Origin of the sequence: Sulfurimonas sp. (assembly GCF_041583195.1) — a bacterium.
Classification (GTDB): domain Bacteria; phylum Campylobacterota; class Campylobacteria; order Campylobacterales; family Sulfurimonadaceae; genus Sulfurimonas.
On sequence record NZ_JBFHGL010000003.1, the window covers coordinates 38,608 to 57,157 of the forward strand.

The following is an 18,550-nucleotide window of genomic DNA, read 5'->3' on the forward strand; positions in this document are numbered from 1 at the left end:
TATGAGTTTTACAGGATTTGCAGAAGGTGCTTTGCCTTTTTTAGAATCTATTCGTAAAAACAATAATAAAGAATGGTTTGAAGCTCATAAAAAAGAGTATCAAGAACTTATTTTAAACCCGTCTCGACTTTTTGTAGAAGAGATGGGTGATCATCTAATGGCGCTTGAGCCAACTATCAATTATGAACCTAAAATCAATAAATCTCTTTTTCGCATATATCGTGATATCCGCCGCATGGGTGCAAATAAACTTCCGATCAAACACAGAATAGGTTTCATATTTTGGCAAGGCAACGCTAAAAGGCTTCAAAGCTCAGGATTTTATATGCATTTTAGCCCTGATGAGTTGTTTGTAGCCGTAGGTGTAAGATGGTTTGAAAAACCTATGCTTGATGCTTATAGAGGTTATATTAAAGATGATCATAAAAGGAACGAGTTAAAAGCGATTTTAGATAAAATAACTGCATCAGGATACAAAGTTATAGATAAAGGGTATAAACGACTTCCACGCGGTTTTGACAAGGATATGAGTAATGTGGATTTATCTTTGTATAAAGGTATGGCTACATATACGACACTGGATCCTAAGCTGATCACTAATGGTGAAAAACTTATAGATAAGCTTTATAAAATATATGAAGATATGCTACCATTACAACAGTTTATGTATGATGTAAGTCTGCATGTAAAAGAGGAACAAGATTGAAAAAAGAAGCAATAATACTTTTAAATATGGGTGGACCAAACAACCTAGAAGAGGTTGAAGTATTTTTAACAAATATGTTTAACGATAAAAATATCATTACTGTTAAAAGCTCACTTTTAAGAAAGTTTATAGCTACAATGATAACTTTTACAAGAACAGAATCTTCTCAGGAGATCTATGAGCAGCTAGGTGGAAAATCTCCAATCGTAGGGCACACATGTAATCTTGTAAAAAAGCTTCAAGATAAAGTCGGAGATAGTGTTATAGTTGATTTTGTAATGCGTTATACGCCGCCTTTTGCTTCGGAAGTTATAGAGCGTTTAAATAAAGAAGATGTTGACAAAATATATCTAATACCTTTATACCCGCAGTTTTCTACTACTACAACAAAATCATCACTAGAAGATTTTGAAGAGCAGTATCATCTATTAGGCGGTGATGCACTGCTAACAGAGATAAAACATTTTTTCAAAAATGAAAAATACAACCAAGCTATTTTAGAGAATATAGAAGATGTTTTGGATGGTGAAAAGTATAGTGAATATGAACTCATATTCTCAGCACACGGTCTTCCTCAAAAGATAGTGGACAGAGGTGATGTATATCAAAAGCATGTAGTTAGACATGTAGATATTTTAAAAGATATGATGGCTAAAAAAGGTATGGAATTCTCATCAGTACATATAGCATATCAGTCAAAAGTGGGACCAATGCAGTGGCTTACACCATCGTTAGATGAAAAGTTGCAAGAGCTTAAAGGTAAAAAGGTTGTTATCTTTCCTATAGCTTTTACTATAGATAATTCTGAGACAGACTATGAACTGGAGATCGAATATAAAGAGATAGCTGATGAGATTGGTTTAGCTGATTATAGGGTTGCTAGATGCCCTAATGATTCTGACTTGTTTGTAGAAGCTCTGCAAGAGATATACAATAAAATGAGATAGTTATGCGTGTAGTTATATTTGATATGGACGGCACACTGCTTGATTCTCAAAAAGATATAACTATTTCCGTAAATCATGTGAGAAAAACTCACTACAGCCTTGAGCCGTTAAGTGAAAAATTTATCGTAGATGCGATCAATATGGAAGTCAGAAATCTTCCGTATCTTTTTTATCAAACTGAGATATACGAAGATAGTGCTAGAGATATATTTGAAGAGCATTATTATGAACAATGTGTAAAGAATCCTTACCTTTATGATGGTATAAAGGAAACTCTAGAAGCTTTAATAAACAATGGCATAAAAATATCAGTAGCTACAAATGCACCAACAAAGTTTGCAAAAAGAATGCTTGAGTACTTGGATGTAGCACACCTTTTTGATGTAATAATAGGTGCAGATAAAGTAAAACATTCAAAACCAAGTCCTGAGATGCTTCATCATATACTTGAACACTATAATTACGAACATGACAAGCATAGAGCATGGATGATCGGTGATAACTCTAAAGATATGTTGAGTGCAAAAAATGCAGGTATAAACTCTATTTTCGCTACATGGGGATTTACACCGCAGTCCGATCACGAGATAGTTATAAAAAATCCCAAGGAAATTTTAGATATAATAATTTAAAATAATTTTTAAAATGGGGCTTTTGGTGTTTAGTATTGATATTATTATATCTTTTGTTATTATGGGTATTCTTTTTTTAAGACAAATATCAATCCTAAAACAACCGACAAAAATCAATTATGCTCCTTTAATGATTGGTATTGGTGCTATTAGTAGTGTAGTACACTTTATAACACACCCTGAATATCAAGACTTAATTCTTCTATTACGAGAATCATCATTTGCACTTTTAACATCGCTTATTCTTTACGTTTTAATGAATATCATGCACCAGACAGTAGAGTCTGAACAAAAAAAGAAACAGTATGAATTTACACAAGCTTTGATTGATCAGATCACACAACTTAAAAAATACACATCAGAACTTGAGATTAAAATGAGCGAGTCTCAACAATCTGATTTGGCAGCAAGAGAAGAGGTTAGAAACAAGTTTAAAGAGGATATAAAATCACTCGATACTATAAAATCTAACCAGAATAAATTTATAGATATGTTTGAAGAGATGAAAGTTTTAAACAAAGGTGTTGAAAAAGCTTTTAAAGATTTTATAGACACACAAATGCCATCATTAGACAAGCTTCTACATAAACATATTGAGATGACGCGTATTTCAGAACAAGACCATTATAATAAACTGCAGGCATTGCTAAAAGACGTAGCTGAGAGTAAAGTGGATCTTTCAAAGGACTTAGAAGAAGTAAAACTAAGTATGGTTAAAGTGCAAAATATCTCTAAAAATATTTCTGATTCAATAATCAATGCAACTATATCTAAGATAGCCCTGATCTCAAAAGCTTATGAAGATCAGTTAAAACATCTAAAGTCTCACAGTGAGGGTTTAGATACAGCTTTATATGAGAGTGAGAACAAAATATCAAATATATCAAAAGACTCACAAATGTTGTTGACGCAGATGTCACTTTCATCTAAAAAAATGAGTGAGATACAGGAACAAAGCTCTATAGTGAATGAGATATATTTAAAATTAAAATCATTAATGAATGAGATAGATGAAGTAAAATCAGACTATGTAAAATCACAATCTCAATTAAGTTTAATATCTCATGAACTAAGACAATCTCAAGATGAAGATATACATAACATAAAAGAGCAGATAGAAGATCTTATTACAGAGCTAACGGAAAAAATAGACGGCTCTTTAGATAAACTTCATAAACACTACCATATAGCCAGTGAAGATCTTTCACAAAGTGTACAGATGCTGGCAAAAAGAGCACAGATGCAAAAAGGTTACGGTGATAACTAATGATGCGCAGATTTACAGGAACGAAATTTAAACTATTATTATTTATGTCAATAGCATTATTTATTTTGATGCTTATAACACTTATAAATATATATATGAATGAAAATAGTGACCTTATAAGAGAAGAAAAAATTTATAGAGAAAAAACTATAACTGCTTATAAGAATACTATAGAAAATATTGAAATACTTTACAAAAGTCGCTTAGAGGGTATTGTAAACTCTCCTCATATTTTAGAAGCCGTAAAAAATAAAGACAGAAAAAAACTTTATAAACTTGTAAAAGAGAGATGGGATTTATTAAAAAAAGAGAATGAAAGTGTAGCAATTATGCATTTTCATAAGCCTGATGGTTATACTCTTTTAAGAATGCATAATCCAAGTTTATATGATGATAATATAGCTGCAAAAAGAGAGATGTGCAGATATATGCACGAAAATAAAAAACCTATTTCTGCGTATGAAGCAGGTATACATCTCTTAGGTCACAGAATAATGATTCCTATCTTTTATTCTAGTGAATATATAGGGGCGGTGGAGATTGGTATTAAACCAAATTACATTTTAAATAAAATGAAAAAAAATTATAATGTATCTGGAATTATTTTTGCCAAAGAGGAAGAGATCCTTAACAAAAAATATGCGGCAAAAGGTAATTTACTTATAGGTCGCTACAGGTTAAATACAAGTACTTTAGACGATAAAGAACTTATACAACATTTACCAAAAGATTATAAGTTAGAAACTGATACCAGAATAGAAAGAGATGGAAAAATTTTTGACATATACCTTTTTGATCATAAAGATTTTAAAGGCGATGTAAGTGCGAAGGTACTTATATTTAATGACGTAACATTTTTAACACAACACTTTCAAACTACAATTTTAAAAGTCATATTGTTGTTAGTGAGCATATATATAGTTGCTGTTTTAATTGTGAAATACGGATTTGAAAAAATTTTAAATAAGATGGATAAAACAAATAAAGAACTGCAAAATAATTTTGCTGTTCTAAAAAGCCATCAAAACGCAATGGATGAGTCAAGTATAGTTTCAAAATCAGATCTTAGCGGAAGAATAACTTATGTCAATGACAAGTTTTGCGAGATAACAGGTTTTACAAGAGAAGAGATTATAGGAAAACCTCACAGTATAGTAAGACATCCTGATAATCCAAAAGAGTTATTTAGAGATTTATGGACAACTATCAAGTCAAAAAAAACTTGGAAAGGCATTTTAAAAAATAGAGCTAAAAATGGGGACTATTGGGTAGATATATCGATTTTACCAATACTAGACGATGATGGAAGTATTGTTGAATATATAGCTGTAAGACATGATATTACTCAGATGGTATTACAACAAAAAAAGCTTGATAATATAGCAAATACGGATTCTCTGACAGGACTAGGTAGCAGATATAAACTTATACAAGATCTTAATGATTCTAAAAAACCTGCTTTAGCTATACTAAATGTAGATTCTTTTTCAGAAGTTAATGATTTTTACGGGCATGAAAAAGGTGATTATGTAATTATTCAACTGTCTAGTTTATTGAACTCTATTGTTGAAAATACAGACTTTTTAGTATATCATCTACAAGGTGATGAGTTCGTTATATTCTCAAAATATACTGATAGAAAAACATTTATTGAGAATGTGTCAGATATAGCCAAAAAAATATCAAAAAATCCTGTAGTTATAGATGAAGAAGAGTTATATCTAAACCTGAGTACGGCAATCTCATTTGAAGATAAACAAAAAATTCTATCAACGGCAGATATGGCCCTTAAAGTAGCTAAAAAAAAGAATAAAAGCTTTGTTGTTTATAATGACGATATCTCTTTAAACGATGAGTATAAAAATAACATAAACTGGACTAAAAAGATAAAAAAAGCGATAGAGACTGATAATATAGTCCCTGTATTTCAGCCTATTGTTAACAATGAAACAGGTGAATATGAAAAATATGAATCTCTTGTAAGACTTAAAGATGAAGAAGGCAAACTTATATCACCGTTTTTCTTCCTTGAGATATCTAAAAAAACAAAACATTATAATAAAATCACTCAAATTATGATCCAAAAAAGTTTTGATAAGTTTAAAGATGAAAACCATGAATTTTCTATCAACCTTACAATAGAAGATATCTTAGATCAGCAGATCAACGATTATATTATCAATATGTTAGAGAGATATAAGATAGGTAAACGTGTTGTATTTGAGATTGTAGAATCAGAATCAATTGAAAAGTTTGAACAGGTTCACAGTTTTATCGAGAGGGTAAAATCTTATAACTGTAAAATAGCTATAGATGACTTTGGTACAGGGTATAGTAATTTTGAATATCTCTTAAAACTAAACGCGGACTATATTAAAATAGACGGCTCAATGATTAAAGATATTGATAAATCTAAAGAAGCAGAGATAGTAGTGTCTACTATTGTAGGTTTTGCCAAAAAAATGGGAATAAAAACTATAGCTGAGTTTGTTGAGAATGAGTCTATTTTAAATAAAGTAAAAGAGATGGGAATCGATTACTCTCAAGGTTATCATTTTAGCGCTCCCAAATTAGATATCTAGATATATTAGATGCAAAAAGAGTTTAAAACACTTCCGGCTGTTATTGTATTACTTATAACGCTAACTATTTGGTTTATTATCCCAGTGCCAAAAGGCGTTACACCTGAAGCTTGGCATCTTTTGGCATTGTTTATCGGAACTATTGCGGCAATAATAGCTAAAGTGATGCCAATAGGTTCTATAGCTGTTATTGCAATTACATTGGTAGCGATTACAGGTGTTACAAACCCTGATCCAAAGATAGCAATTAAAGATGCACTTAGCGGGTTTTCAAGTCCTCTTATATGGCTAATCGGTATTGCGATCATAATTTCAAGAAGTTTGTCTAAAACAGGTCTTGGACACCGTATAGGCTATTATTTTATATCACTATTTGGAAAAAAAACGGTTGGAGTAGGGTATTCTCTTGCCGTTTCAGAGCTTGTTATCTCACCTGTAACACCAAGTAATACTGCCCGTGGTGGTGGTATAATCCATCCTATTATGAAATCAATCGCATCAAGTTTTGACTCACCGTATGAAAACAAAAGTGAAAATAAGACTGCAAAGTATCTTGCATTGTCAAGTTACCATATAAATCCAATCACTTCAGCTATGTTTATTACAGCTACTGCACCTAATCCATTGGTTGTTAAGTTTATAGCAGATGCAACAAATCTTGATATAAGTATTACGTGGACTCAGTGGGCATTAGCAATGCTGCTTCCTGGTTTAGTTTGTATAGCACTAGTACCATTAGTTATAAATTTCTTTTTCCCGCCTGATGTTAAAGAAACGCCTGATGCTCCAAAATTTGCTCAAGACAAACTAGAAGAGATGGGTAATATGAGCCGTGATGAAAAGATTACAATAAGTGTATTTGGATTATTGCTTTTTTTATGGGCTGGTGTGCCATCAATGATCTTTGGAGACTCTTTTAGTTTCAATGCAACCAGTGTAGCTATGCTTGGTTTGTCTATATTGCTTGTAACTAGTGTATTGACATGGGAAGATGTGTTAAATGAGAAAACAGCTTGGGATACAATTACTTGGTTTGCAGCTCTTGTTATGATGGCGTCTTTTTTAAATAAACTTGGACTTATTAAATGGTTCTCAACTCTTATAGAAACTTATATATCAGGTATGGGTATCGGCTGGGAACTATCAGTTTTTATATTGGTCGGACTATATTTTTATGCACATTACTTTTTTGCTAGTACTACGGCACATATAACGGCTATGTTTGGTGCTTTCTTCGCAGCTGGGTTGGCTCTTGGAGCACCTCCGTATTTTTTAGCATTTATTTTAGCCGCTGCATCATCTTTAATGATGTCATTAACACACTATGCAACTGGAACATCACCTATAGTTTACGGCTCAGGTTATGTCACTTTAAAAGAGTGGTGGAAAATGGGTTTTATTATGAGTGTTGTAAATCTTAGTATCTGGACTTTAGTCGGTGGAGTTTGGTGGAGTATGTTAGGTTATTGGTAAGACTAAAAGACCGAAAGGTCTTAAAATCTTATTTTTTATCTTTTATAAGTTTTGATATAAGTATATAAAACAGAGGTATGAATACAATTGCTAAGAATGTAGCTGAAATCATACCACCCATTACACCTGTACCGATTGAGTGACGGCTTGCTGCTCCGGCACCAGTACTTAATGCTAGAGGAACAACACCTAGAGTAAATGCTAAAGAGGTCATAATAATAGGTCTTAGACGTATTTTAGCAGCTTCTATAGCAGCTTCTACAAGCTCTTTTCCTTCTTTACGCTTTTGCATAGCAAACTCAACAATAAGGATCGCATTTTTAGCGGCAAGTCCTGCTAGAACCAATAGCCCTATTTGGAAATAGATATCGTTTTGCAAACCTCTAAAGTGTGTAGCTATAACGGCACCAAATATTGCAAACGGTACAGCCATAACAACAGATACAGGCATCAACCACTTCTCATATTGGGCTGCTAAGATTAGGTATAAAAACACAAGACCCATTACAAATGCCATAGCTCCGGCACTAGATATTTTTTTCTCTTGGTACGCACTACCTACCCAACTGATTGTATAACCATCAGGAAGCACCTCATTTGCTACTTCTTCTATTGCTTTTAATGCATCACCTGAACTATATCCAAGTGCAGGTTGACCAGATACCTTAGCTGCCATAAACAGATTGAATCTCTCAACAAGGTCAGCATTAACGCTTTCTTTAAGTGTTACAAAAGAGCTAAGTGGAAGCATCTCGTTGTTACTAGAGCGAACATATATATCATTTAGATCTGTAGGGTTTTTTCTGAACTCTTGATCTGCTTGCATCTGTACTTGATAAGTACGACCAAACAAGTTAAAGTCATTAATATAATAAGCTCCAAGTGTAGCACTAAGTGTTTGGTATAGTTCAGCTAATGATACGCCTTTTGCTTTTACTTTTTGAACATCTACGTTTATCTCATATTTTGGTATACGAGTGTTAAGATTTGTTCTAAGTCCGGTAAGCTCAGGACGTGCATTTGCTTTTTGAATGATCTCTCCTACATATTTTTGAAGAGTCTTTATATCACCACCAGTTCTGTCTTGAACATACATTTCAAATCCACCGGAGATTCCCATACCTCGAATAGGCGGAGGTACTACACCAAAAGAAAATCCATCACTTGTAGCAAATAGTTTTTTGTTTAGTCCTGCCGCTATTTGAAGTGCATGTTGATCTTCTCTAGTTCTTTCTTTCCAGTCTGTTAGTTTAACAATTGTAGCTGCTGCAAATGTACGTTCAGAAAATGTCATAAAGTCCATACCTGCAAACTGTACAATGTTTTTTACATTCTCTTTATCTGCTGCTACTATATTGTGAATCTCTTTTGCTAATCCATCAGTTCTGCTTAGTGATGCAGCAGGAGGATTGTATGAAAATACAAAGATTGTACCTTTATCTTCTGTTGGTACAAGTGATGTTTTCATATCTTTATACAGATCGTATGTAATAAAGATAAGTCCGCCAAAAAGTAAAATACTTAAAAATGAATATCTAATAGTTAGTTTTATAGCATTTGAATAACCTTTTGTAGCCCATTCAAAAAAGTTGTTAAACCATTTGAAAAAGTATTTAGGCTCAGAGTGCGTAGGTTTTAGCATAGATGCACACAGTGATGGTGTCAGTGTAAGTGCAACAAGACCTGAAATAGCCAGTGATATAACAATAGTTACGGCAAATTGCTTATACATCTCACCACTTAATCCACCTAAGAATGCTACAGGGATAAATACGGCTGATAGTACCAGTACAATTGCTACTAGTGCACCTGAAACCTCTTTCATAGCTACCATTGATGCATCGTATGGACTAAGTCCCTCTTTAATATGTCTTTCAACATTCTCGATTACGATAATTGCATCATCAACAACTATACCAATAGCAAGTACAAGCCCAAAGAGCGTTAAAAGGTTTATACTGAATCCTAGCATATACATACCCGCAAATGCACCTACAATAGATACTGGAACGGCTAAAATAGGTATAAGTGTAGCGCGCCAGTTTTGTAAAAATAAAAAGATAATTAGTATAACCAGAATGATCGCTTCAACAAATGTTTTGATAACTTCATTTATAGATACTTGAACGAAATCCGTAATATCATAAGGGATCTTATAAGATAGATCTTCTGGGAAGTCTTTGCTAGCTTCAGCCATAGTCTTACGAATCTCCTCAGCAGTCTCTATAGCGTTCGCATCACTTTGTAAAAATATACCCATAGGAATAGCCGGAGAATTGTTTAGCTTAGTTTTCATGCTATAACTTTTTGAACCAAGCTCAACTGTAGCTACATCTTTTAGTTTTAGTGCACTTCCGTCTTCGTTAGACTTTATAATAATATTTGCAAACTCATCGGCAGAACTAAAACGCTCAGGTGTCTCAAGAGTATATGTAAACATCTCTGAATTTGCTATCGGTTCAGCAGATAGTTTACCAGCGGAATATTGCTCATTTTGCTCACGAATAGCTAAAACCAAATCATTTACACTTAATGAGTATTTTTTTAGTTTTAGTGGATCAATCCATACACGTATAGAATAATCTTTTGCACCAAATATTCTAACATCACCAACACCTTTTACACGTTTTAGATCATCCACTATATTCATAAGTGCATAGTTTGATATATATGTAATATCTCGTGTTTGGTTAGGTGAGTTAAGTATAACAACCTGAAGCATGTCAGGGCTTCTTTCAGCTACCGTAACACCTTGACGTTTTACTTGTTCTGGCAGTTTTGTAAGAGCTGCTTGAACACGGTTGTTTACATCAATTTTTGCATCATCAGGATCGGTTCCTGTTTCAAAAAATATACTAATCCCAAGAGTCCCGTTATCAGCAGATAGCGAGTTCATATAAAGCATGTTTTTTGCACCGTTGATCTGCTCTTCTAGCGGTGCTGCAACAGTTTTTGAAATTGTCTCGGCACTTGCACCCGGATAAACAGTAGATACAGTGATCTGTGGAGGTGAAACCCTAGGATATTCTGATACTGGAAGTGAGAACATAGAAATCAGTCCAGCCAAAACTATAATGATCGACATTACAGCTGAAAAAACTGGCCTTTTTATAAAAAATGCAGAGAACATATTATTCTCCACCTATAATAGATACTTTAGAGTTTGGTCTAACTTTTGCAATGTTACTTGTAATGATCTGATCACCGCTTTGAACACCTGATTTAATAATAGCCATCCCGTTGTTAACATCTATAACATTAACGGGTTTCATAGTAGCTACACCATCTTTTATAATGTATACAAGATTTGCATCAGGTGTTTTTATAAGTGTATGTTGAGGGATTTTTGCAACATTGTTATAACTAAATCCGCTTAGTAAAACCTCTACAAAAGAACCGATTACTAGGTCTCTTTCTTTGTTTTGCAGTTTTGCTCTAACTAAAAGTGTATCTGTTTGAGCATCTAGTTTTGGAGCTATGTAGTCAACTTTTCCACTATGTATTTTATTTGCAACTTTTATAGATATATCAGAACCTGTTTTTATCTGAGATATATATTTGGCTATGTCACTACTAGGGATTGAAAATTCAGCATATACAGAATCAAGCGCAGTTATAGTAGTTAAAGTTGAATTTTTAGATTCTATGTAGTTTCCTTCATCACTTTGACTTATACCTACAATACCGCTGATTGGAGCTTTTATAGTTGTATAATCATATTGAATCTGAGCATTTTTAAGTTCAGCTTCTGTTCTTTTTAACTCAGCTTGTGCATTTTCATAAGCGTATAAAGCATTGTCAAAATCTTGCTCACTTACTGCAGAGTTTTTAAATAGATAAGATGCTCTTTCATAATCTTTTGAAGCTTTTTTGTAGTTTGCTTTTGCTTTTAGGTTAGCTGCTTTTGCAGTATCTAGAGTAGCTTTGTACTCATCTTTTTCTATCTCATAAAGCAAGTCGCCTTTTTTTACGTAAGAACCCTCTGTAAAGTTCTCTTTTACAAGAAGTCCGTTAACACGTGCTACTACGTCAACTTCTTGGAAAGGTTTTATTATTGCAGAGTAATTTTTTTCAAAATTTACATTCTCAAGTTTAGCAGTATGTGCTTTTACTGGAATAGGCGGCATCTGTCTTTGTTGTGCTGCAGATGATGACTTCTTATCGTCACTACATCCTAAAAATAATATTGCAATTGCTGCTAATGATATAGTTAATTTTTTCATTTTAAATACTCCTTAATATTCTTTCCGCTGTAATATAGCAGTTCAGCTTTTTTTACTTCATGATCGTAAAGTGCTCTTTTATAGCCGCGGCTGGCTTCAAACTTTTCACTTAAAGCTTGTAGATATGCTATGTTGTCTACTATGCCGTTTTGGTAACGAAGTTTTATAAGCTCATAAGTTGAACTGGCTGCATCTAGTGTAGATTTTGTAGCTTCTATTTTTACTTTTGAGATCTCTAAAGATTTAAGTGCTAGTCTGTAATCAACATCGGCAACTGCTTTTTGATGCTCTAGGAGACTTTTTTGACTTAGATACTGCTCATATGTAGCTTCATAGTTTTTCGTAGTTGCTCCAAAGTCAAGAATATTCCAAGAGATGTTAAGAGTAGCTATATTTTGATTTTCTATAAGTGTCCCCATGTTTAAAGACTTATTATCAAATGTATAATCGCTATGACTTAGAGTGTCGTCAAAAAACAAAGTAGGGTAGTTCTGACTTCTTACAGATTCTGCACTGTGTTTTATAGCACTTGCTTCAAACTCAAGTTTTTCAATATCAGCTCTAGGTTCTTGACTCTCTTCACCTAAGTAGTTAATAGTTGAGTCCTCCGTAATAGTGTCTATTTTTTTAGTTGTATAATACTCAAGAGTGTGTAGTACTTTTTGAATATTTAGCTCAATCTCCTGAAGTGATACATTTGAATTTTTTACACGTGAATCTATTTTTAAAACTTCATCTTTAGTAGCTGAACCGCTTTTAAAAAACATATTCAGTCTTGCTAACTCTGCTTTCAACTGCTCCATCTCTTGCTCAGTTGCTTTTTTGTCAGAAAGCAAAGAAAGGTATTCAAAATATAGTCTTGACACATCTAAAGATATATCGTTTTTTAAAGCTTCCAAATTCTTTTCTTGGGCATCTATATTTGATTTTAACTGATTGTAAAGATCAGATTTTTTTCCGCCGTCATAAATAGTATATTTTAAATTACCATACGCTTTAATGGTATTTTGCGGAAGTGCTGCTGATTCTTTAGAAGCATATTGGGCACTTGCACCGATTTCTATAGTTGGCAGATAGGAACTTTGTGTACTGTCGTAACTTTTTTCACTTGCATTTAATGAGTGCTTAGCAGATTTTACCAGTCTGTTCTCATGTGCAATATCAACTAGTTCATTTAATGAGTAAGCATATATAAATGCAGGTAAAGAAAGTATAACTATTATATTTCTCAAAAAATCTCCCTTATTGTATTTTGTAGAATATTATCAAAACAGAACTTAAAAGTATCTTTCTAGAAAGATATAATTTCTGCTATAATTTCAAAATGGAAAATAACTATGTAAATCAAGACCTAATAACAAACTTTTATCAAAAACATTCAGAAGGAATTCTTCCGGATATTTCTCTAATGACTATCCCGATCACACTTATACAAAAAAGTATTTATGGCCATGCAGAAGATTTTCTAAAAGAGAAGTTTGATATGCTGCATTCGGAAGTTAATGTTCTAGCCTCTCTATATACTAATGGAAAAGTATTAAGCCCGACTCAATTATATGACTTTACTATTTTTTCATCTGGAGGGATGACAAAACTTCTTAAAAGATTAGAAGCCAGAGGATATATAACAAGAAAACCAGATACAAAAGATAAACGTTGTATGTTGGTATGTTTAACTGATAGTGGAGAAGAGACTATAAAAACTATATTATTTGATGTATCAAAAGAGTGCTCTAGCTATTTTGAAGTATTAGATAATCAGGAAAAAGAACTTCTATCATCTTTACTAAAAAAAGTTCTTTTAAATATCAATAAAGTTGAATGCTCTATAGAAAAAAATAAAACTAAGAAATAACTATTTTTGAAAAATCAAGTGTTACTGTAGTACCTTGGTTTTTATCTGAATCAATATCAATAATAATCCCATATTCACTGCAAATATTATTTACAATGTCTAAACCGATACCAAAACCGCCTTCATAGTTGTTGGCTCGATAATAGCGTTGAAATATATTTTCTACATCCTCTTTTGAAATACCTATACCGCTATCTTTAAATATAAGTTTATCTCCATCTATTGAGATCTCTAGATCGCCTGATGGTTTATTGTATTTTATAGCGTTTGATATCAAATTACTTACAAGCCTTTGAATACTTTCTTTATCAATATTTACAAATAACTCTTTTAACTCTTTGTGAAGAGTTATTCCTTTTTTGTGTGCAAGTTGTTCATATAGATTTAATTCATCTTCTATAACATCTTTAAGATTTATCTTTTGAATTTGCTTGTCTGAATTGTTTAATAGTAGATATGTCAGGTCTGAATAGATCTTGTTTATTCTTTTTGCACTAAGATCTATCCTTTGGGATATATTTTTGTCTATATTCTCTTTTTTAAGTGAATTAACACTCATAATAAGCGCACTTAATGGCGTATTTAGCTCATGAGTAGTGTCTTTTATGAACTTGTCTAGCTTTATCCTTTCGCTCTGTATTGGTATTAAAAATAGTTTTCCAAGAAAATAACCTACAAATGATATTATTAATATTGCAAAAACAGAGGTTATGATTATATTGTATTGAATTTTCTCCAATACATAATCATTATTTTTGGTTTTTAGAACTATATATTTTACTCCGTGATGCAGTTGTGCAGCCTCTGATATAAAATAACTGTTTTTAGAACTTTGGTAAAAAGACTTCTCAAAGATGATATGTTCAATATCATCTCCTATTATTTTGTCTTTATTCGTATTAAAAAATGCTACCTGATACTTTTCAAGATTAGGTAGTTCTAATTCATTATTAGTCATATATGATGTAATTACTTTTGCAGCAATCTGTAATGCAGCGTTTTGCATACTATCTTTTTGATGAGACATTATCTGCTTTGCTTCAAAGTTATAAACTAAAAATCCTATAGATATGATCAAAAGAAGTGATGAGCTGAAATAAAGTCCTAAAAACTTATAAAAAAGTTTTTTTTCACTAGATGTTAAGTCTATAGCCGACTCCTTTTTGTGAACTTATAAACTCTTTACCTACTAGATTACGAATATTTTTTATATATGTCCTAATCGTAGCATCTGTTGGTATATTACTTGTTTGCCATATATTGTTTATAAGTTCCTCTTGAGATATAAATCTGTTAGGATTGTTAGCAAAATACTTTAGTATATCAAACTCTTTTTTTGGAATACTCAACATTTTATCTTTAACTTTTAGAGTATGTGCGGTTGGGTCAATCTCTATATCTTTGGTTAGTGCTATTATGTCACTTTTTAAATTATGCACTTTTATCAAGTGTTCTATTCTTACATCTAACTCGATCAAATCAAATGGTTTTTTTAAATAATCATCTGCCCCTATATTAAAAGCTTCCTTGACATCTTCTGCAGTGTTTAGGGAAGTTATAAATATGCTTGGAATGTTTATTGAATTCTCTTTTAAAAGTTTTAGAAGTTCAAACCCGCTTAGATGAGGAACATTTACATCAAGGACCATCAAATCATAATGTTTTGACTCAACTAGATCATAAGCATCTATCCCATCAAACGAGCAGTCTACATTGTAGCCTTTGTCTGTAAGATACTCATTAATGATCTCAGATAAAATAACATCATCTTCTAAAAGCAGTATATTCATGTCAAGATTGTATCATTTTCCTATCGACTATTATCTTAAAGAGTGATGGTAATACTAGTAGTGTTAAAATAGCAGATGTAACTATACCGCCTATCATAGGTGCTGCAATTCTCTGCATAACTTCACTCCCGACACCATCAATGTACATAATAGGCAGTAGTCCTCCAAGTATTGCAAATACCGTCATCAGTTTTGGTCTTAGTCTTCCTGCACTACCTTTTTGTATAGCAGCATCTGTTGATATTGTTTTGTCTTCAAGAGCCTCTTTAAGATATATGATCATAACTATAGCTGTCTCAGCTGCAACTCCAAGCAGGGCTAAAAAGCCTACTATAACTGCAACCGATATATTAAAGTCAAGATAGTCTATGTAAAACAAACCGCCAAATATAGCAAAAGGCAGAGTTGCAAATACGACACTTGCATATAAAAGATCACCAAGAGCCAAATAGATAAGTAAAAATATACTCACAATTACAATAGGTACTATAAGAGTCAGTCTTTTTTTAGCTGACTCTAAATACTCACTTTGACCTGAAAACTCATAATAGTAGCCTTTTGGAAGTTGTACATTACTCAGTACCTTTATGGCTTCTTGTTTATATTCATCTACACTTACACCGCTTTGCGGAGTTATATATATAAAAGAGACTTTCATCCCTTTTTCACTTTTAATTACACTAGCTCCCTCTTTGTATGTAATGTTTGCAAATGTATCCAGAGTTTGAAATCCGTTCTTAGTTTTTATGAGCAGGTCTCTTAAAGCATGTAGATCATCTCTTTGATTGCCTTTAAATCTCAGTGAAATAGGATAGCGTTCCAGATCTTTTACAAACGTAGAAATTTGATTACCTCCGACTCCGTAAGATATTGTGTCTAAGATCTCTTGTTTGCTAATACCATAGCGTTGCATGTTTTTCTCTTTTAGCTCAACACTTAAATAGTAACCGCTGTTTGACTTATCGGCTGATATGCTAAGGCTTTGTTTAAGTGTTCTTAGTTTTTGTTCTATCTCTGAAGATATGCTCTCCAGCTCTTTGTTGTCGTTTCCATATAGTTTTATACCAAGTGGTGTCCTGATACCCGTTAGCAGCATGTCTATACGGCCGCGAATAGGGTAAGTCCATGAGTTTATAAGCCCGTTTATTTTTAGTTTTTTCTCTAGTTCATACATCAACTTATCATAAGTCATTCCCTCTCTCCACTCAGACTTGTCTTTAAATGTAATTATAGTCTCGATCATAGCAAGAGGAGCGGGATCTGTTGCGGTATTTGCGCGACCCGCTTTACCAAATACGGTATTTACCTCAGGTATGCTTTTGATTATTTTGTCAGTTTGTTGTGTAAGGTCTTTTGCCAAAGATATACTTATACCATAAGGTGTTACCGGCATATACATAAAGTCCTGCTCATTAAGCAGCGGCATGAACTCCCATTTTTGCATATTGTAAAGAGGGTAGATCGCAACTATAATACCTATAGCTACTATAATTACAACGTAACGAAGTTTTAAAAAAAGTTTTAAAATAGGTGTGTATAGAGATATAAAAAACCTATTTAGCAGGTTCTGATCTTCAGAGTGAATCTTACCTTTGATAAAATATATCATTAAAATAGGTACCAGTGTAATAGAAAGAAAAGCACCTATTATCATTGTAAATGTCTTTGTAAATGCCAGAGGAGAAAACAGTCTTCCCTCTTGACCGCTTAGGGCAAATATAGGTAAGAAAGAGACTACTATTAACATTAAAGCAAAAAATATAGGGCGACCAACTTGTTTGCTTGACTCTAAGATTATTTGTATCCTTTGTTTATTGTTAATATCTTTATGCTGACTTAGATGTTTGTGTGCATTTTCAACCATTACGATAGAAGCATCTACCATTGTACCTATAGCTATGGCAATACCGCCGAGACTCATAATATTTGAGCCGATGTTAAACATCTTCATAAGTAAAAAGCTTATGATTACAGTAAGGGGAAGGGTGATGATTATAACTAATGCACTTCTAAAGTGGAAAAGAAAAACAGATGTTACAATAAGCACTATAATAGATTCTTCAAGCAGTGTATGCTTTAGAGTATCAATAGCTTTGTCTATTAATGAGCTTCTATCATAGGCCGTAACGATCTCAACGTCTTCACTTTGCAAAGTTTTTATTTTCTCTTTTACTTTTTGTATAACTTCATAAGGGTTTTGCTGGTATCTAACCAGTACTATACCGCCTACGGTTTCACCCTCACCATTGAAATCAGCAACACCGCGTCTGCTACTTGGTACTTTTTGCACGCTTGCAATATCTTTTACAAGAATTGGAGAATCATTATTTACTTTTAGAACAATGTTTTCAATATCGCTAATGCTTTTTACATAACCCTTAGCTTCTATTATTTTCTCATAACCGTTATTTAGTGCAACTCCACCACCGCTGTCTTGATTATTAGCTTTTATTACTTTCAGTATTTCAGCTAGACCAATGTTATATTGGATCATCTTAGTTTGGTCTAGTACAATTTGATAGTCTTGTGTAAATCCGCCGACAGCTGCCACTTCACTAACCCCGTCAACACCAAGTAGACCATATTTTAAATAAAAGTCCTGATAACTCCTAAGCTCTCCCAAGTCCAGTTTGTCTGATTTTAATACATATTGAAATGCCCAGCCTACACCTGTAGCATCTGGTCCCATATCTACTCTGGCATTTTTAGGCAAGCCAGGTAGAATTGATGAGAGTTGTTCTAGTATTCTGCTTCTTGATTCATATATATCAGCATTATCTTCAAATATTATATAAACTAAACCGTTTTGAAAACTGCTCATTGCACGGACTGTTTTTATTTTTGGTAGTGACATAAGTGCAGATATTAACGGGTAAGAAACCTGTTCTTCAATAATCTGAGGAGATTGTCCAGGATATTTAATCTGCAATATTACCTGAGGTGGAGAGAGATCAGGCAGGGCATCTAAAGATGTGTTCTTTATGCTCCAAATACCAAGCCCAGTGAGTATAAGCATCAACAGTAAAACTAAAAATGTGTGTCTTGCACTATATTCTATAATTTTTGAGATCATCT

The 18,550-nt window shown here is 33.0% G+C and carries 13 protein-coding genes; 7 read left to right on the forward strand and 6 right to left on the reverse strand.

The window, feature by feature from the left end:
• Position 1: 1 nt before the first annotated feature.
• The 6 genes from ABZA65_RS03605 to ABZA65_RS03630 are packed head-to-tail and all read left to right on the forward strand — an operon-like array spanning position 2 to position 7,607.
• A complete protein-coding gene (locus ABZA65_RS03605; protein WP_373070694.1) occupies positions 2-706 on the forward strand; it encodes a DUF2461 domain-containing protein in 705 nt (234 codons plus the stop codon).
• The gene (gene hemH, locus ABZA65_RS03610; RefSeq protein ID WP_373070696.1) at positions 703-1,653 is read left to right on the forward strand and encodes a ferrochelatase; all 951 of its coding nucleotides are present in this window, start codon (positions 703-705) and stop codon (positions 1,651-1,653) included. Before ABZA65_RS03605 ends, hemH begins: the two co-directional genes overlap by 4 nt.
• Before the next feature lie 2 nt (positions 1,654-1,655).
• The gene (locus tag ABZA65_RS03615; RefSeq protein ID WP_373070698.1) at positions 1,656-2,285 is read left to right on the forward strand and encodes an HAD family hydrolase; all 630 of its coding nucleotides are present in this window, start codon (positions 1,656-1,658) and stop codon (positions 2,283-2,285) included.
• Between the two features lie 25 nt (positions 2,286-2,310).
• Positions 2,311-3,552 carry a hypothetical protein gene (locus ABZA65_RS03620; RefSeq protein WP_373070700.1) on the forward strand — a complete coding sequence of 414 codons (1,242 nt, stop codon included), beginning with the start codon at positions 2,311-2,313 and terminating at the stop codon, positions 3,550-3,552.
• Positions 3,552-6,134: an EAL domain-containing protein gene (locus tag ABZA65_RS03625; protein ID WP_373070702.1), complete on the forward strand. Its 2,583-nt coding sequence runs from the start codon at positions 3,552-3,554 to the stop codon at positions 6,132-6,134. Before ABZA65_RS03620 ends, ABZA65_RS03625 begins: the two co-directional genes overlap by 1 nt.
• A gap of 9 nt (positions 6,135-6,143) precedes the next feature.
• On the forward strand, positions 6,144-7,607 hold the full coding sequence (locus ABZA65_RS03630; protein ID WP_373070704.1) for a DASS family sodium-coupled anion symporter: 1,464 nt from the start codon (positions 6,144-6,146) through the stop codon (positions 7,605-7,607).
• A 28-nt stretch (positions 7,608-7,635) separates the two neighbouring features.
• Here the strand turns inward: ABZA65_RS03630 and ABZA65_RS03635 are convergent, their stop codons facing one another.
• Genes ABZA65_RS03635 through ABZA65_RS03645 form a run of 3 tightly spaced genes read right to left on the reverse strand, consistent with a single transcriptional unit; the run spans position 7,636 to position 13,062 of the window.
• Positions 7,636-10,737: an efflux RND transporter permease subunit gene (locus tag ABZA65_RS03635; protein WP_373070706.1), complete on the reverse strand. Its 3,102-nt coding sequence runs from the start codon at positions 10,735-10,737 to the stop codon at positions 7,636-7,638.
• A 1-nt stretch (position 10,738) separates the two neighbouring features.
• On the reverse strand, positions 10,739-11,830 hold the full coding sequence (locus tag ABZA65_RS03640) for an efflux RND transporter periplasmic adaptor subunit (RefSeq protein ID WP_373070708.1): 1,092 nt from the start codon (positions 11,828-11,830) through the stop codon (positions 10,739-10,741).
• Complete coding sequence (locus ABZA65_RS03645) at positions 11,827-13,062, reverse strand: TolC family protein (RefSeq protein WP_373070710.1); 1,236 nt, start codon at positions 13,060-13,062, stop codon at positions 11,827-11,829. The genes ABZA65_RS03640 and ABZA65_RS03645 overlap by 4 nt, the downstream gene beginning before the upstream one ends.
• 92 nt (positions 13,063-13,154) lie before the next feature.
• Here ABZA65_RS03645 and ABZA65_RS03650 point away from each other — a divergent pair, with 92 nt between their 5' ends.
• The gene (locus ABZA65_RS03650) at positions 13,155-13,685 is read left to right on the forward strand and encodes a MarR family winged helix-turn-helix transcriptional regulator (protein ID WP_373070712.1); all 531 of its coding nucleotides are present in this window, start codon (positions 13,155-13,157) and stop codon (positions 13,683-13,685) included.
• On the opposite strand, the gene ABZA65_RS03655 is transcribed toward ABZA65_RS03650, so the two are convergent.
• Genes ABZA65_RS03655 through ABZA65_RS03665 form a run of 3 tightly spaced genes read right to left on the reverse strand, consistent with a single transcriptional unit; the run spans position 13,675 to position 18,548 of the window.
• The gene (locus ABZA65_RS03655) at positions 13,675-14,763 is read right to left on the reverse strand and encodes a sensor histidine kinase (RefSeq protein WP_373070714.1); all 1,089 of its coding nucleotides are present in this window, start codon (positions 14,761-14,763) and stop codon (positions 13,675-13,677) included. The genes ABZA65_RS03650 and ABZA65_RS03655 overlap by 11 nt on opposite strands.
• A 55-nt stretch (positions 14,764-14,818) precedes the next feature.
• A complete protein-coding gene (locus ABZA65_RS03660) occupies positions 14,819-15,475 on the reverse strand; it encodes a response regulator transcription factor (RefSeq protein ID WP_373070716.1) in 657 nt (218 codons plus the stop codon).
• Position 15,476: 1 nt separating this feature from the next.
• Positions 15,477-18,548: an efflux RND transporter permease subunit gene (locus ABZA65_RS03665; protein ID WP_373070718.1), complete on the reverse strand. Its 3,072-nt coding sequence runs from the start codon at positions 18,546-18,548 to the stop codon at positions 15,477-15,479.
• Between the last annotated feature and the right edge of the window lie 2 nt (positions 18,549-18,550).

What these genes read in the sequence shown, in the direction of transcription:
- ABZA65_RS03635 (WP_373070706.1), bottom strand. Translation starts at nt 10,737, where the DNA reads ATGTTCTCTGCATTTTTTATAAAAAGGCCAGTTTTTTCAGCTGTAATG.
- ABZA65_RS03665 (WP_373070718.1), bottom strand. Translation starts at nt 18,548, where the DNA reads ATGATCTCAAAAATTATAGAATATAGTGCAAGACACACATTTTTAGTT.
- ABZA65_RS03625 (WP_373070702.1), top strand. Translation starts at nt 3,552, where the DNA reads ATGATGCGCAGATTTACAGGAACGAAATTTAAACTATTATTATTTATG.
- ABZA65_RS03640 (WP_373070708.1), bottom strand. Translation starts at nt 11,830, where the DNA reads ATGAAAAAATTAACTATATCATTAGCAGCAATTGCAATATTATTTTTA.
- ABZA65_RS03660 (WP_373070716.1), bottom strand. Translation starts at nt 15,475, where the DNA reads ATGAATATACTGCTTTTAGAAGATGATGTTATTTTATCTGAGATCATT.
- ABZA65_RS03605 (WP_373070694.1), top strand. Translation starts at nt 2, where the DNA reads ATGAGTTTTACAGGATTTGCAGAAGGTGCTTTGCCTTTTTTAGAATCT.
- ABZA65_RS03630 (WP_373070704.1), top strand. Translation starts at nt 6,144, where the DNA reads ATGCAAAAAGAGTTTAAAACACTTCCGGCTGTTATTGTATTACTTATA.
- ABZA65_RS03615 (WP_373070698.1), top strand. Translation starts at nt 1,656, where the DNA reads ATGCGTGTAGTTATATTTGATATGGACGGCACACTGCTTGATTCTCAA.
- ABZA65_RS03650 (WP_373070712.1), top strand. Translation starts at nt 13,155, where the DNA reads ATGGAAAATAACTATGTAAATCAAGACCTAATAACAAACTTTTATCAA.